We start from the raw sequence: 14,885 nt of genomic DNA on the forward strand, positions 1-14,885 counted from the left end.
AGATTGGCCAGTTCCTTCTGGCTTGGTGGGCTCGTAGCCTCGGCTGCATGCACTACCACCACGTCGATGTCTTCACCGGCCTGCCCTACAGCGGCAACAGCCTGGCTGTCTTCCCCGACGCCGCCGGGCTCAGCGGTCCCCAGATGCAGCGGATCACGCAGGAGCTGCGCCACTTCGAGTCGATCTTCCTGACCCCGGACAAGACCCCGGGGAACTCGGGCTGGCAGGCGCGGGTCTTCGACCTCATCGAGGAACTGGACTTCGCCGGGCACCCCGTCATCGGGGCTGGGTGTGTGCTGCACGCCCTGCACGGTGCCGGCGAGGACGAGACGTGGACGCTGCGCTTGAAGGCCCGCACCGTGGAGGTGACCACGACGCGGCTCGGAACCGGACGGTACGCCAGTGTGCTGGATCAGGGCCGGGCGGCCTTCCTCGGCCGCCCCGAGCCCTCGGACGCGAAGGACCTGGCGACCTTGTTCGGCCTCGACGCCGGAGACCTCGATCCGGATCTGTCCCCGGAGGTCGTCTCCACAGGGCTGCGCTACCTGGTGCTCCCGGTCCGCGAAGGCTCCCTCGACCGTGCCCGCATCGCCTCGGACATCAGCACACGACTGGCGGACCTCGGAGCCCAGTTCGCCTACGTCCTCGATGCCACCGCTCTGGAGGCGCGGCACTGGAACAACGACGGGCTGACCGAGGACGTGGCCACCGGCAGCGGAGCTGGCTGTGCCGCCGCCTACCTGCGCCGTCACGGCTGCATCGGCGACGGCGAAGCCGTGACCCTGCGCCAGGGCCGATTCACCGGACGCCCCAGCGAGATGACCATCAGCGCCCACGGCCACGGGGAGGACATCCACTCCGTGCGGGTCGGCGGCGAGGTCGCCTTCGTCGGCGAGGGACGGCTGGAGGTGCTGCCTCAGTGACCGCCACGACCCGGCAGACGGTGCAGGCGATACCGGCGTACATCGGTCCGGATACAATCCGCGCGCTCGTGGGGTACGAGGACGTCGTCGAGGAAGTGGCGGCAGCCTTCGTCGACTTCAGCCGCGGACTGGGCGACTCGCCGGTGGCGGTGTTCGCGCCGGCGGGCCGGGACGGCGACGTGCACGTGAAGTCGGCCTGGCTACCGGGCCGTTCCATCTTCACGGTGAAGGTGGCCACCTGGTTCGCGGAGCGCGCCCGGCGTGGCGGCACGCCGGGAGCCGGTGCCGTCGCCGTGTTCGACGCCCGGACCGGGGACCTGCGGGCCCTGCTGGAGGACGAGCACCACCTGTCCGACATCCGCACCGCGGCCGCCGGCGCGCTGGCCGCGCGCACGCTGGCCCGGCCGGACTCCACCATAGTCGGCGTGCTGGGTACCGGAGTTCAGGCGTACCTGCAGATCCTGGCGGCCGCCGACGAACTGCCGATCCGGGAGGTAAGGGTCTGGGGCCGCCGCGACGAACGCGTGCGCCGCCTGGCCGCCGCGCTGGTCACCCGCCGCCCCGACCTGCGGGTGACCCCGGTGGGCACCGCCCGGCAAGCGTGCGAGGGCGCCGACGTGCTGGTGACGGCCACCGCCAGCACCGAACCGTTGGTCGACGCCGAGTGGCTGGCTCCCGGCCTGCACATCACCGCCGTAGGAGCCGACGACCCGACCAAGGCCGAACTGTCCCCGGCCTGCCTGTACCGCGCCGACCGGATCGTGGTCGACAGCCGCGCCCTCACCACCGTCCACGGAGACCTCGCCCGGGCTCAAACGGCCCTCCCGGAGCTAACGGAACTCGGCAAGGTGCTTGCGGGGTCGGCACCGGGCCGCGAACGGGCCGACGAGATCACCATCTGCAAGCTCATCGGCCTGGGCGTGCAGGACCTCGCGGCGGCCCAGGTCACCCTGGACCGCCTCCGGGGCACGGGCCCGCAGCGCAGTCGGCCACCGGCCTGTGCGACGGACCTGCGCGCGGACACCGCCCCCGACGGGCCGACGGCAAGGAGCTGACCGCACCGTGTCCGCCCGTCCAGACCGCGCACGAGTTGCGCGTCCGCGGATGTCGACGCCATCGTGGACACCCTGACCACGGCGTTTTTCCACGACCCTCTGTGGGGCCCCGCGTTCCCCGACACCGAACACCGCGCCGCGCAGGCCGCCTCCATGTGGCGCCTGTACGCGACATCGGCACTGCGGTACTCGTGGCTGCTGGTGACGCGGAACGCGGAGGCCGCGGCCGTATGGATCCCGCCCGGCACAGACGGGCTGACTCCGCACGAGGCGGCCGACCTGAAGGACCTGCTGGAACGGGCGGCCACCCCGGCCGTGGCGCGGACGGTCCTGGACATCGCCGACCGGTTCGAGGCAGCCCGGCCCGCTGAACCGCACTTCTACCTCACCCTCCTGGCCACCCACGACCGCCACCGAGGCCACGGTCTCGGCATGCGCCTGCTGGCCGACAGCCTCGAACGCATCGACGCCCTCGGCGCCCCCGCCTACCTGGAGTCGTCCAACCCGGCAAACCTCGCACGGTACGCAAGCGTCGGCTTCACCGCCCGAGACCGCGTCACCACTCCCACCGGCCACCTCGTCACCACCATGTGGCGGCCCGCCCGGTGAGCCCGCGTTTCGGACCACATTTGGACCGGATCAAGCCGTCCTGCGGCGTGAAGCCGCACCGTCACTCCTCCCCGCCGTCGTTGTCATCGAGGTCGGGCGCATCCGGATCGCGCAACGGCCGCAGGGACCCGGCGGCCGGGGTGGAGGCGGTGAAGCTGTAGCGGCCCAGGCAGTTGAGGTTCTTGTGCTTGAGCGGGGACAGCCGCGCGACGTCCTCGTCCCTGACCTCATGCCCCCCGGATCGGAGCTGGGCGACAGCGGCGCCGATGTAGCGTGTCGTCCACAGGACGACTGCGTTCACCACGAGACCCAGCGAACCCAACTGATCTTCCATCCCGTCTCTATATGCCTGGTGGATGGTTCCCTTCTTGCCGTGGCAGATGTCGCGGGCGAGCTTGTGGCGTGACTCCTGGGCGGTGAGCTGTTTGTGCATCTGGCGCCGGTAGGTGTCATCGACGGGGTCGACTACGGCGAGCAGGTGCAGGGTCTTGGCGATCCGCCCGTACTCGGCGAACGCCTGCCCCAGCGGCGTGGGATGGCCCTCGCGACCGAACATCCGGAGCAAGTCGTAGGCCCGTACCTGGTTGGTGACCAGGGAGCCAGCGACTCGCAGCATGTCCGGCCAGTGCGTGATCACCTTCTTCACGTTCACCTTGTTCCGCGCGATCGCCTCCAGCGGCCCGTACCCGCCGAGCGGGTCACCGCCGGGCATCTGGGCCTTCCAGAACCGCTGATCTTCGAGGTCCTTGAAGCGCGGGGAGAAGCGGTAGCCGAGCATCTTGAAGATGCCGAAGACCATGTCGGAGTAAGAGGCGTTGTCGGTGGCGACCATCTCCGGCTTCGCCGAAGAGGTCTTCGGGTACCTGCTGCACGAGGCCGCGCACGCGCTCTGTGAAGCTCGGGGGGTGAAGGACTGCTCAGCCAGCCAGTACCACAACAAGGAGTTCCGCAAGGCGGCCGAGGAACTGGGGCTCGTCCAGAAGCCGGACCTCAGTGCCTGCTGGAAGAAGAAGTACGGATTCGCCGGCACAACATTGGGGGCGGAGGTCAAGGAGGCGTACGCCGAGCAGATCGTCGCGCTGGACGAGGCGACCCATGCCACACGCAGGCGCGAGCGGGGCGGCGGCACGCGTGGAGGGGGCAGCGGCACCAAGGGTAAGAGTGAGGGCAAGGCGACGCGGCCGACGAGGGGGCGCAGGCTGCCACTGATGGGGGCGAGGTGCTGCAGAAGAAGGAGAAGGAGGACCGCAATTACCGTGTGCCAGTGCACCCCGGCCGCCGTGATCCGGGTGTCTCCGAGAACCCTTGAGCGCCGCAACATCGTGTGCGGCGAGTGCCTGCAGAACTGCGTCCAGGAGGCCAGCGCTGACTGAGGATGGCCTATCTGGCCAGATAACCCGCACGCCATGCAGCGCGGCGCAGTCCGTCCACCGAAGCCAGCCGCGAAGCCTGGTCACCGGATCGGGCGACGTGTGGGCTGCGCGGCGCTCGTCGTACGGCGAAGGTGGGCGTCGGCGGCGGTCGGCCGCTGGCGCTGGCTGGCCGTGGCGTGACGGACCGGGATCGGGCAGCCGTAGTGCTGGTGGTTTTCGCTTGCCTGGCCGTCAGTTGGGCGATGCTTGCGTCCATGGCTTGGGCTGAGTGCTTCCAGGCTGCTACTCCTCGTTCGTGTGGTCCTGGACCACAGTCGAGTCGGGCGATCAGGTGCCCCCCGTCTTGCGGGCCAGCTGGCTGAGGGCGGCCCGGAAGACCGGCACGTTCTCCTGGGCCATCTGGTAGGCGATGTTCTTGTGCCAGCTGGGGTTGTCCGGGTCGTACACCGCGGTGATGGGCGCGCTGGTGCTCTCCGGCCCACCAGCCTTCGCGCACGCCGCGCGGCACGGCGCGGGACAGCGCGACGGTCGGCCCGTTGAGCTTGCCCAGCACCTCGCGCAGCTGCTCGGCGTCGATGTAGCCCTCGCCGTCGACCACGACCATCTCGGCGAACCGGCGGGCGCCGGCCGGGAGGGAGCGGAGATAGCGTTCGGCACGCTCAACGGTCCACTCGGTGTCCGCGGTGACGGTCAGCTCGTGGCGGTGCTCGGCGAGGAGCGCCAGCACCGCGGCCGGGGTTCGGGGCTCGCTCACCTGGGTGCGAGTCGGCCGGCCTGTCGTGCCGCCGTCACCCGGCGGCGCGGAGCCGAGGCGAAGTCGCCGACACCCGGCTGGCTCAGAAGGGCATCGTCCTGCGGCTCGCGTACGGCGTGCTGGCGCTGTGCGGGAGTGCTCCGTACAGGTTCTGGGCGGCGTTTGGGAGGCCGGGCCGGCACGTCGGTGTTCGAGGGCTTCTCCGCCTTGCGCGTCTGTCGCCAGCCGGGAGGCGGGGCGTTGTCAGTGCCGTGCGCTACGGTCGCTCCGTTCCCGCCTGGCCTCCAACTTAGGCCAGGCGGGAACGGCCTAGCGCGCCCCCCTTTTTTCGGCGGCGGGGGGGCGGCTCTTCCGGATGGAAGGGCAACACCGAGGTGTCCTGTATCCATTCGACGGGGTCGCGGTGGCGATTGCAAGGAAAACCGGGAACTTCACCCGCATCGTCTCTGGTACCGGCCTCTACATGGGCCGGAGCGGTCATCGGACGGTCCCGACCTGACACCTCGTGAAAACTAATGTTCCGTGATTCCTTGATCACGTGGCGTAGCGCATGCGTGCCGGTCCATGCTGAGGCTCCTCAACAGCGGTTCGGCGGCCGCCTGTTGAGCGGTCCCCTTTTGGCGTGGCTTCCGGATGGCGCTGCGGCATGACATCAAGGAGTGTGATGGACACCAGGACGATAGTGATCGCGCTCGTGCTGATCACGATGGTGGTGTTCGGCTGGAGCACGGCGATGGTGATGACAGGCCATGAGGCTTTGATCGCCACGCTGGCTCCTGTCCTCGGCCTGACGGTGCAGCAGGTCGTCCGTGCGACCCGCTCGCGCAACGCGACGACCTGCGGGAACCGCGTCACAGCGGCGGCCGACAAGGAGGACGGCGCCCCGTGACAACGCCCTTTGAATCACCGGCGCCGGCCTCCGGGCCGACGCCGGTACGTCCCGGACGCAAGCTCGGTCCGATCGCGGACAGCGTGGGCAGTTCCCACCGGGCCTGGCTGGAGCCGACCCGCTGCTACTACCTCAGCAGCGGCCGCACCCTCAGCGACCTGAGCGATCACGTGCTGCTGGCCAAGTCCAAGCTCTCCGAGCTGCTGCGCGGCGTAGGCCACTACCCGCGGTGGGAAGTCCTCCACCGCCTGTCCACCGCACTGGAAATCCCCAACTGGCCCCTGTACCGGCTATGGCGCCAGGCGGCCCTGGACATCGGCAAGACCCGGGAATGGATCGAGCGGTCCAGCGAGGGCGCCTCGGCTACCACCGACAGCGCACCCCCCATCGAACATGGCCCGTTCCGGCTCATGATGGAAGACGACTACCGCTACTACGCCGAGGTCTTCCTCCCTCCCGAGGTGTGCGACGCCGCGGTCGAAGACACCTTCGCCATCCTCTGGCTCTCCTGGGACGACGCCCTGGCAAGCCCGGACACCCGTCGCTACGCCTGGAAGATCCTGCGGGCCACCGTCATGGCCAAGGCCACCTACCGCGACAACCTCCCCGAGATGCAGAACGCGGTCTTCGACACCGTCGCCCTGCGCGGCCACCGCTCCGCGGCCGGCCGTGCAGCACAGCTGACGGAAAGCCTGGAGCTGTTCAAAGCGATCAGCAGACTGCCCGACGCTCACCTCGACGTCATGGTGCTCCGCTACCTTTGCGGCGCCACCGACGAGCAGGCCTCCCATCTCCTCGGTGTGCCGCTGGCCACCGTACGGTCCGACGAGCGTCACGCCCACCGCTTCCTGAAGAGCGCCGTCACCCTGCCGCCCGAGACCGAAGGACCCGCCACGTGACACCGCTTCAAGAAATCCTGTCCAGGGCACTGCTGGTCCGCGACCGCGCCGTACCACGCGACGTCGTCCCGCCCAGCCGCCCCGACCACTGCCCGCACACCGCTGTCCGGCCGGCCAAAGCCGAGCAGGCGGCGAACGCGACCGCGGCGAAGGACCTTCGCGCACTCTGCGAAGCCCTGGTTACCCACACCTCCACCCCGGAGGTCGGCGCGTTCGTCACCGATCAGGTACCCGAGCCCTACAGCGCGATGGTGCTGGCCTGCGTCCTGCAGCTGACCGACACCGACGACGGCGCCCGCTTCTGGTGGCAGTACGCCGCCGGCGCCGGTCAGGCAGCCGCCGCATACTGCCTCTACCTTCACCACCTCTCACTGGGCGAGGACGACACAGCCCAGTGGTGGCACCGCCAGACCGATGACGTCCAACCCCCGCCCCCCACCGAAAACCGCACCACCCAGGGCCGCATCGACGAAGCCCCCACCAGCACACTTCTGCGCATCCTGCGACACCTGGCCACGCAGACCACCCGCCGGCCACGCTCCGCCGCAGTCACCGAACTCATGAAGTTCCTGCCCACCGCTGTCGCCGTCGGATACCTTCGCGAACCCGACATGGAGATGCCCCTGCCCGGCCCCGACTTCGCCCGCAAGATCCGCACACTGCTGACGACCGCCGCTGGTCGGCCCAGCGACTCCATCGAGCGACCCATCCGCCTCGAGACACGCCCACGCAAGCGACGCGGTACAGCTCGCACCATGCCGCGGATTCCTGAGCAGATGGGGGAGACCGCCACACGATGAGCCTCTTGAGAACCAGGGGCCCGAACCGTGGGGGGGGTGACCCTATGCCTTTGGTCAAGGGAAACGGGGGTGCGTTGGGCCGGGGGAGCCGGGCAGTATAGCGGGGTGGCTGATTTGCTGTGGGATGACGTGAGTTCCTTCTTCGACCCGGACTTGATGGGGTCATTGCCGGACATGCGTGTCCCGGATGCCTCGGTGCAAGACTGGCAGGCGGTCCTCGATCTTGTCGTGGAGAAGGGCTGGAAGTGCCAGTACTCCGAGGGAGAGACGGTGCTTCCGGTTCCTCGGGCGGAGGTCGTGCTGGGCCGGCCGGCGGACGCCGAGTGCCCGAACCTGCGGGTCTGGCCGACTGCCGATGTGCTGGCGATCTTCCGGTTCTATGCCGACGACGAAGTCGACTTCGACGTCGACCTGCGGGAGCTGCAGGGCCAGGATCGACTTGATGTGTTCTGCGGCTTCCTGCGAGAGATCGGAAGGCGGCTGAACAAGCCCGTGCTGATGGACCCGGAAGGCCACTATGGCCATCCAGTGCTCGGCTTTGATGTCGAGGCCGATCGAGTCGTTCTCCTCGCAGACCCGTAGGCCAGGTGGCTGAGGCAGACGGCTGCGGTTCCTAGAAGGTTCCGTCGCGGAGCATTGCGAAGAGAACGTCGGCCCTGCGTCTGGCGAGGCAGAGCAGGGCTTGGGTGTGGTGCTTGCCCTGCGCGATCTTCTTGTCGTAGTAGTCCCTGGACGCTGGGTCACCCAGGGCGGCGAACGCAGAGAGGAACAAGGCCCGTTTGAGCTGCTTGTTTCCTCGTCTGGAGGGCTGTCGCCGCGAATGGAGGAGCCCGAGCTCCGGGTCGCTGGGGCGAGACCCGCGTAGGCGGCGAGATGGCCGGCCGTCGGGAAGGTGCTGCCGTCGCCGACCTCGATCAGGATTCGCGCTCCGGTCCTGACGCCGATACCGGGCATTGACGTCAGGACTTTAGAAAAGAGGGTGGGCCTCCAGCAGTTCTTCGATCCGCCCGGCCAGCAGTCTGCGCTGGTCAAGGACGGCCGTCAGTGAGGCGGCGAGGCTCGGGACGATCAGCGCGGTCGCATCGGTGCCCGTGACGGTGACGGTCTGTTCGTCCAGCGCGGCAAAGATCTACTCGACCAGCCGCTCGGCCATCCGCGGGGCCTTCGGCCGCAGGAGGGTGACCAGCCGCCGTCGGCCGGCCTTGCGGATCTGGGTCGGAGACCCGAAACGCTCCAATAGCGCAAGGACGGCTGGGTACTGCAACCGCGGTCCCAGCACGCGTTCCAGCGACGGATGAATCTGAGTGAGCAGGCCGTGCAGCCGATTGGCGACCCGGGTTGCCTCGCCGGATAGGTCGTCGTCGAAGCCGACGATCATCTCCAGCTCGGCAACGGTCTTGTCCTCGCCGTCGATTGCCCGCAGCATGTGCGGCATCGCGCGGGCCGCGTCGGCGATGATGAACGCGTCCTTCGCGTCTGTCTTCCCTCGCCTGGGTAGAGGTCCGCGATCCGCCGCATCGCCAGCCCCGGCAGATAGGCGATCGGGCAGCCCATGTCTCTCGCGAACGCCAGTGGCAGGGCCCCGATCGGTCGACCACGACCAGCACAGTTCCGTGCTTGGCCTGGAGTTTCGCGAACAGTTCGCGGAGCTTGGTTCCGTGTTGGGCAGGCGCTTGTCGAACGCCTTCTTCCCGGCCGGGGTGACGGCGGTGGCGTGGCGTTCGCCCTTGCCGACGTCCAGGCCGAGGAAGACGTCGATGTCGCTGGTGTCGATCACGTGCAGGCCCCTCCATCACGCTTTCGTCCGGCCTTGCCTCGGCACCGAGCTACCACACCCACGTTACGGAGAGCTATTCCGGCCCGACTCAAGCCCCTCATCAGCGGTCCGTCGATACCTCCGGAACCGGTGACACCACCCCCCGGCTCATCAACAACAAGGGGGGAAGTCATGCCGGGCCCGAAGGCCGGAGGCCCCATTGCGGAGCCACGAGAACGGTAACGGGGGGAAGACGCCGTCCTCGGCGGCGAGCTGCGCCAGAACTGTGAAGCACCCCCGCGTGGGCGGGGAGGACATGGCGACGGCCGGGAGAACCGTCATCGAACGCGGAGCACCCCCGCGTCAGCGGGGAAGACTCGGCGCGGTCGGGGGATTTCCGCGGGCCGGATCACCCCCGCGTCGCCAGGGAGGACTCCGGTCGGGCCGTCGTGGAGTACGCCCCGACGGAGCACCCCCGCGTCTTTGGGGAGATTTCACCGACCACCTGCGCCACGGTCCAGCCGATGGAACACCCCCACGTCGGCGGGGAGGACACGGCAGGGTCGGTGTACACGGCGTACGCCTACGGAACACCCCCACGTCGGCGGGGAGGACGTGGACTCGTCCTGTTCTTCGAGTTCGGCCTGCGGAACACCCCCGCGTCGGCGGGGAGGACGGAGTCCTCCACGATCATCCCGGCCACGGGTGCGGAGCACCCCCGCGTCGGCGGGGAGGACGACGTCTTCATCTCCAAGTTCGCCAACGCCGACGGAGCACCCCCGTGTCGGCGGGGAGGACTCGGCTTGACGTCTCGCCCGTAGCGTCCCAGACGGAGCACCCCCGTGTCGGCGGGAGGACCCGGGGAGGGCGTACAGCGGGCGGTCGGCGGCCGGAGCACCCCCGCGTCGGCGGGGAGGACTGGTGGTAGCCGGGGGAGTCCCAGTCGAACGGCGGAGCACCCCCGCGTCGGCGGGGAGGACACTTTCTGACCTGGGGTTCAGTGGTGGCTTTGCGTGTCGTTTACTTCGGTGACTGCGGTCATGTGATGAGAGTAGAGCCTTGTTCGAGGCGGTGGTTCGCTTCTGACGCAGCGGGGGGGCTGGTAGCTGGATGCGTCGGGCCCGGACGCTGGCGGGACTGAGACGGGGCGGCGGGCGTTGTCGGTGGCGGGTGTTTGAATCGTCGGCGTCGGTGGGGGGCCTGTTCGGTTGGGGTGGGGGAGCGTGGCCGGTGCTGGATGAGTCGGCGTGGGGGAAGTCGCGGGGGCTGGACGGGGATGGTCCGCCGTATCCGTTGGTGCGGCATCTGCTGGATGCGGCGGCGATGGCCCAGCACCTGTGGGATGTGTATCTGTCGGCGAACCAGCGGCGCGCTGTCGTAAGCGGTTTGGGGTGTTCGCTTGAGCAGGCCCGTGGTGTTGTGGCGTTGTGTGCTGGCCTGCATGACATCGGGAAAATCTCGGGGTTCCAGTTCTGCTCCCGGCACGGCAAGGCGCATCTGAGCGAGGCGTTCCTGACGGACGTGGGGAAGATCGGCGTTGAGCGGGTCGGTCATGACGTCGCCGGTATGCAGGCCGCGTCCGCTGTCCTTGAGGCTCTCGGGTTCGCGGATGCCGGTGAGGGGTCTGCGGTGCGGCGGATCGCGGAGATCATCGGCGGTCACCACGGTCGTTTTCACCGCAATGACTACCGCCGCAATGGGCAGTGGGCGGTGCAGGAGCGGCTGGGAGGCCGGACGTGGGCCGTGCAGCGGTGCCTGCACGGGCAGGCGGTGCATCGCCTGCTGGGGGAGCCGAAGGTTCCGGACGCTTTCGGTGCGGGTGTAGCTGTGCTGGTCACTGGGGTAGTGATCCTGGCGGACTGGCTCGTGAGCCAGGCGGACTACGTCAGGGGCCGGCAGCGGGCGTTGGAGGGCTCGCTGGAGGAGCACTTACGCCGCTCGCAGGCCGATGCGCCCGCTGTGCTGCGGGAGGCGGGGCTGGAGCCGGTGGAGCTGGCGTATCCGGGCTTTTCGCAGTCCTATGGGATCGATGGTGATCCCAATCCGTTGCAGCGGTCGGTGATGGAGGAGCTCCCGGCTGCTGCGAAGGGCGGCCGCAAGGGCGGGATCATGCTGGTCACGGCTGCTCCGGGGGATGGCAAGAGCGAGACGGCGCTGGAGGCGGTGCGGGCGCTGTCGCAGGTCTTCCATACGCGGGGTTACGCGTTTGTGCTGCCGACCATGGCCACCAGTGATCAGATGTATGGCCGGGTGGCCGCCTCGCTGCGGCGGCAGGCAGCGGACGGGGCCGGGTTGACGCTGCTGCACAGCATGGCCTGGCTGAACACCGCCTACGCGGACGACGAACTCTACGGCGGGGACGGGGTTCTGGTCTGCGATGCGGACGAGGGGCCGGGTGCGGCGCGGGCGGAGGCCGATCTGCGGCCACGGCGCTGGCTGCGGGGGATGAAGCGGGCACTGCTGGCGCAGTTCGCGGTCGGCACCGTGGACCAGGCGCTGATGTCGGTGCTGCCGGTGCGGCACAACGCTCTGCGGCTGCTCGGGCTGTCGGGCAAGGCCTTCATCGTCGATGAGGCGCACGCGTACGACCCGTACATGCAGGTGCTGCTGGGGCGGCTGCTGAACTGGCTGGGGACGTTCGGGGTGCCGGTGGTGCTGTTGTCGGCGACGCTTCCGGTGTCGGTGAGCGACCGCCTGATCAAGGAGTACCTGCGGGGCGCCGGCATGAAGGCCTCCGAGCTGAAGAAGCGGCAGTTCCAGGCGCCTTATCCGGGCTGGCTGTACGTGGACGCCGACACCGGCGCCAGCACACCGATGTCCCAAGCGCGGCAGCGGGAGCAGGCTGCTGTACGCAGCATGGACCTGCAGATTCGCGTCGAGCCTGTATCGCATAGCGCGACGGCCGGGGCAGGGGGTCGGCTGGCGGTGATCGAACGGCTGCTGGAGCCGGTCGCGGTGGGCGAGGGCGGCTGCGCTCTGGTGGTGTGCAATACGGTCGGCGAAGCCCAGCAGACCTATCTCCGGCTGCAGGAGCGCTACCGGTCGCTGGCTGGCGAGGAGTTGCTGCTGGTGCACGCCCGTTTCCCGGGGGATGTGCGCGAGGAGCGGACGGCGCTGGTGACCGGCGGGATGGGCCGCGGCGGGCCGCGACCGGCCCGGCGGATCGTCGTGGCGACGCAGGTGGTGGAGCAGTCCCTGGACCTGGACGCGGACCTCGTCATCAGCGATCTGGCGCCGCTGGCGCTGCTGTTGCAGCGGGCGGGCCGGTGCTGGCGGCACGAGAACTGGTGGACCCAGCACGGTTACCCCGGCGGGCGTGGCCGGCCGGGCTGGGCCGATGCCCCGCGGCTGGTCGTGCTTGACCCGCTGGCCGGCGCAGGGAAGGTGCCCGTGCAGTGGGGCGAGGTCTACGCCGAGCACCTGCTGATCGAGACTGCCGAGGTGACGGCCGAGCTCGACGGGCAAACGATCGCCATTCCCGGCGACGTCCAGCAGCTGGTGGAGCGGGTGCATGGCGATCGGGCCGACCGCTTCGACTGGAACGATCCGGCGAAGTCGGCCGCCTGGAGCGCATACCGGGGTGGGGAGATGGCGGCGCGCGGTATGGCGGACGTCGTGGTCGTGCCGCGGGCACGCAGCCTGTGGGAACTGCACGAGATGCATCACCTGGAAGGCGCCGAGGACGAGTGGGAGGCCGCTACCCGCCTGGGCGCCGACTCGGTGCGCCTGCTCTGCGTCCACCAGCAGCTGGACGGACGCGTGACGCTGGATGCGGCCGGCCACGAAGACCTTCCCGCGGGGGAAGCCGAGCCGACGGCCTCCGATGTACGTCGCGTGATGCGGCGCACGATCCCGGTCCGCGCCGACTGGTTCACCGGTGCCGAAGCGGACGCCCACCAGCCGCCGGCCTCCTGGGCGGAGCACCCCATGCTGGGCGAGGTCCGCATCCTGTGCCAGCCCATGGTGGACGGGCTGGCACAGGCCGTACAGGTGGGCAAGAAGACGCTGCGCCTGGACACGGAACTGGGCCTCGTCCGGCAGTGACAGCCGCCAGACCCACAGGTCAAGAGGCGGATTTCCCGGCTTGCGGCCCCGTTGTCAGTGCTGCCTGCTTCAATGTCACAGCCTGACCGGACACGTTCCGGTTGTGGGTGAACTGTCATGCCTGCATGGCGACTTCATGGCGAGGGGGCCTGATGGGTGGGGGCTTTGACCTGCGGGATGAGCCGTGGGTCCCGGTCCGGCTGGTGTCGGGGGAGTCGGTCCGGGTCGGTTTCCGGGGCTTGTTCCGGCGGGCGCATAAGATCGAAGATCTTGAATTGCCGGTCGCGCCGGCGGCATCGGGGCTGATGCGGATCCTCGCGGCGATGACGACACGGATCGCGCACCACGCCGGTGTCCGGCTGGACGACGAGGACACCGCGGAGGAGATCGCCCAGTGGTACGCCCTGCGGCGGGCGGTCCTGGGCGCGGGCCGGTTCGATCCGGACCAGGTCGACGCCTATTTCGACGAAGAGGTTCCGGCGGGCCGGTTCGACCTGTTCGACGCCGAGCGGCCGTTTCTGCAGGATCCCCGGCTGGCCGCGGAGTGTGTCGACGGGCAGGGACGGCCGAACCCGTCGGGGGTGAACAAGCTTGTGCTCGGTCGGCCGACCGGGGTGAACGGGGCGGTGCTGTTCGGGCACTTCACCGACGCCGACCCCGTGCCCGTCGCGGCGGCGGAAGCAGTCTGGCATCTGATCGCGCAGTTGTACTTCGGCCCGTCGGGCCAGTGCACGCCGCGGCGGATCACCCAGGTGCGGGCGGGCAGCGGGGATGCGGGTCCGCTGCGCAAGTCGATCTCCTACTTTCCATGGGCGCCGGATCTGTTCACCACGCTGGTGCTGGCCGTACCGCGCCCGGGTGACCATGAGCCCGATGCGGCGGACGCCTGCCCCTGGGAGGAGGACCTGCCCGACCCCCTGGGCCCGGTTCCTTCCCTGTCGTGGCCGCGGCGGATGCTGACTGGCCGTTTCCGCCACGCCGCTTTACTGGTGCCGTCCGCGGACCGCCGGGAGGTGACCGACGCCTACCTCACGTGGTCCACGCACGACGCTCCCCACGAGGCGCGGGATCCGTTCGTCGTGCTGGACCGGCGCCGGGACGGCGGCCTGCAGGCGCGGGAGGCGGACGCCTCGCGCGCGCTGTGGCGGGACGTGGATGCGCTGCTGCTGATGGACAGCGCGCAGGACGCCCAGCGGCCCCGTGCTCTGGACGCTCTCCCCGACGGCTTGCGGGGCCGGCTGCGGGTGCGGGCCTACGGCTTCGACCAGGACGGGCAGCAAAAGGACAGCGGCTGGTTCCAGGCGACCACTCCGCCGGTCCTGCAGTGGCAGCAGGAGGCGGACCCGGAGATGGCGGCGCACGTGGAGCGCTGCCACCGGGCTGCGGAAGACGCCGGTGACCGGCTGCAGTTCGCAGCGAAGGTCGCCTGGAAGCTTGCCACGGACGTGAACGCTGACGCCTCCGGCAAGGTGAAGATCGACCAGCGCAAGCCGGGACCGTGGGCGGCCGCGGCCGCCGCCCGGTACTGGGCGGCGGCCGAGCGGGAGTTCTGGCGGCTGGTCCATGCGGGCGATGCGAGCGTGTGGCCGCAGCCGCCGTTCGTGACCGCTGCTCTTGCCGCCCTCGACGCAGCGATCGGCACGGCGAACCGGGCGGACATCCGCGTGGCGCGCGCCCGCAGCCGGGCCCGGGCCATCCTCCGCGGCTTGCTGCAGGCACCCACCGCTGCCTGACCCCGTCACCCCACTCTCCTTTCACCACCCGCCCCCTTCTCCAGGGATAC

11 protein-coding genes and 2 pseudogenes are annotated in these 14,885 nt (G+C 69.6%); 10 read left to right on the plus strand and 3 right to left on the minus strand.

Annotation, left to right across the window (positions count from 1 at the left end):
• Positions 1 to 47 precede the first annotated feature (47 nt).
• From ACZ404_RS30025 to ACZ404_RS30035, 3 genes are all read left to right on the plus strand, one after another.
• Positions 48 to 923, plus strand: a complete 876-nt coding sequence (locus ACZ404_RS30025) for a PhzF family phenazine biosynthesis protein (RefSeq protein WP_468445252.1) — start codon at positions 48 to 50, stop codon at positions 921 to 923.
• Complete coding sequence (locus tag ACZ404_RS30030; protein WP_468445254.1) at positions 920 to 1,978, plus strand: ornithine cyclodeaminase family protein; 1,059 nt, start codon at positions 920 to 922, stop codon at positions 1,976 to 1,978. The genes ACZ404_RS30025 and ACZ404_RS30030 overlap by 4 nt, the downstream gene beginning before the upstream one ends.
• Before the next feature lie 63 nt (positions 1,979 to 2,041).
• A complete protein-coding gene (locus ACZ404_RS30035; RefSeq protein WP_468445256.1) occupies positions 2,042 to 2,587 on the plus strand; it encodes a GNAT family N-acetyltransferase in 546 nt (181 codons plus the stop codon).
• 61 nt (positions 2,588 to 2,648) lie between these two features.
• On the opposite strand, the pseudogene ACZ404_RS30040 reads toward ACZ404_RS30035, so the two are convergent.
• Positions 2,649 to 3,428, minus strand: a pseudogene (locus ACZ404_RS30040) (Tn3 family transposase); the annotation flags it as partial.
• Between ACZ404_RS30040 and ACZ404_RS30045 the strand changes: the two are divergent.
• The 5 genes from ACZ404_RS30045 (at position 3,409) to ACZ404_RS30065 (ending at position 7,884) form a co-directional block, all read left to right on the plus strand.
• A complete protein-coding gene (locus ACZ404_RS30045) occupies positions 3,409 to 3,960 on the plus strand; it encodes a hypothetical protein (protein WP_468445446.1) in 552 nt (183 codons plus the stop codon). The pseudogene ACZ404_RS30040 and the gene ACZ404_RS30045 overlap by 20 nt on opposite strands.
• Before the next feature lie 1,418 nt (positions 3,961 to 5,378).
• On the plus strand, positions 5,379 to 5,603 hold the full coding sequence (locus ACZ404_RS30050; protein ID WP_468445258.1) for a hypothetical protein: 225 nt from the start codon (positions 5,379 to 5,381) through the stop codon (positions 5,601 to 5,603).
• Between the two features lie 83 nt (positions 5,604 to 5,686).
• The gene (locus tag ACZ404_RS30055; RefSeq protein WP_468445260.1) at positions 5,687 to 6,502 is read left to right on the plus strand and encodes an RNA polymerase sigma factor; all 816 of its coding nucleotides are present in this window, start codon (positions 5,687 to 5,689) and stop codon (positions 6,500 to 6,502) included.
• Entirely contained in the window at positions 6,499 to 7,302 is an 804-nt protein-coding gene (locus tag ACZ404_RS30060; RefSeq protein ID WP_468445262.1) for a hypothetical protein, read from the plus strand. The genes ACZ404_RS30055 and ACZ404_RS30060 overlap by 4 nt, the downstream gene beginning before the upstream one ends.
• 105 nt (positions 7,303 to 7,407) lie before the next feature.
• Entirely contained in the window at positions 7,408 to 7,884 is a 477-nt protein-coding gene (locus ACZ404_RS30065; RefSeq protein WP_468445264.1) for a hypothetical protein, read from the plus strand.
• A gap of 294 nt (positions 7,885 to 8,178) precedes the next feature.
• Here the strand turns inward: ACZ404_RS30065 and ACZ404_RS30070 are convergent.
• Positions 8,179 to 8,256 (minus strand): annotated as a pseudogene (locus tag ACZ404_RS30070) (transposase); the annotation flags it as partial.
• A gap of 175 nt (positions 8,257 to 8,431) precedes the next feature.
• Positions 8,432 to 9,079, minus strand: a complete 648-nt coding sequence (locus ACZ404_RS30075; protein ID WP_468445266.1) for an IS110 family transposase — start codon at positions 9,077 to 9,079, stop codon at positions 8,432 to 8,434.
• A 1,209-nt stretch (positions 9,080 to 10,288) separates the two neighbouring features.
• Between ACZ404_RS30075 and cas3 the strand changes: the two genes are divergently transcribed.
• Positions 10,289 to 13,102, plus strand: a complete 2,814-nt coding sequence (gene cas3 / locus ACZ404_RS30080) for a CRISPR-associated helicase Cas3' (protein ID WP_468445268.1) — start codon at positions 10,289 to 10,291, stop codon at positions 13,100 to 13,102.
• Between the two features lie 152 nt (positions 13,103 to 13,254).
• The gene (casA, locus tag ACZ404_RS30085) at positions 13,255 to 14,835 is read left to right on the plus strand and encodes a type I-E CRISPR-associated protein Cse1/CasA (protein ID WP_468445270.1); all 1,581 of its coding nucleotides are present in this window, start codon (positions 13,255 to 13,257) and stop codon (positions 14,833 to 14,835) included.
• Positions 14,836 to 14,885 lie beyond the last annotated feature (50 nt).

This window comes from Streptomyces sp. NPDC030798 (genome assembly GCF_055572275.1).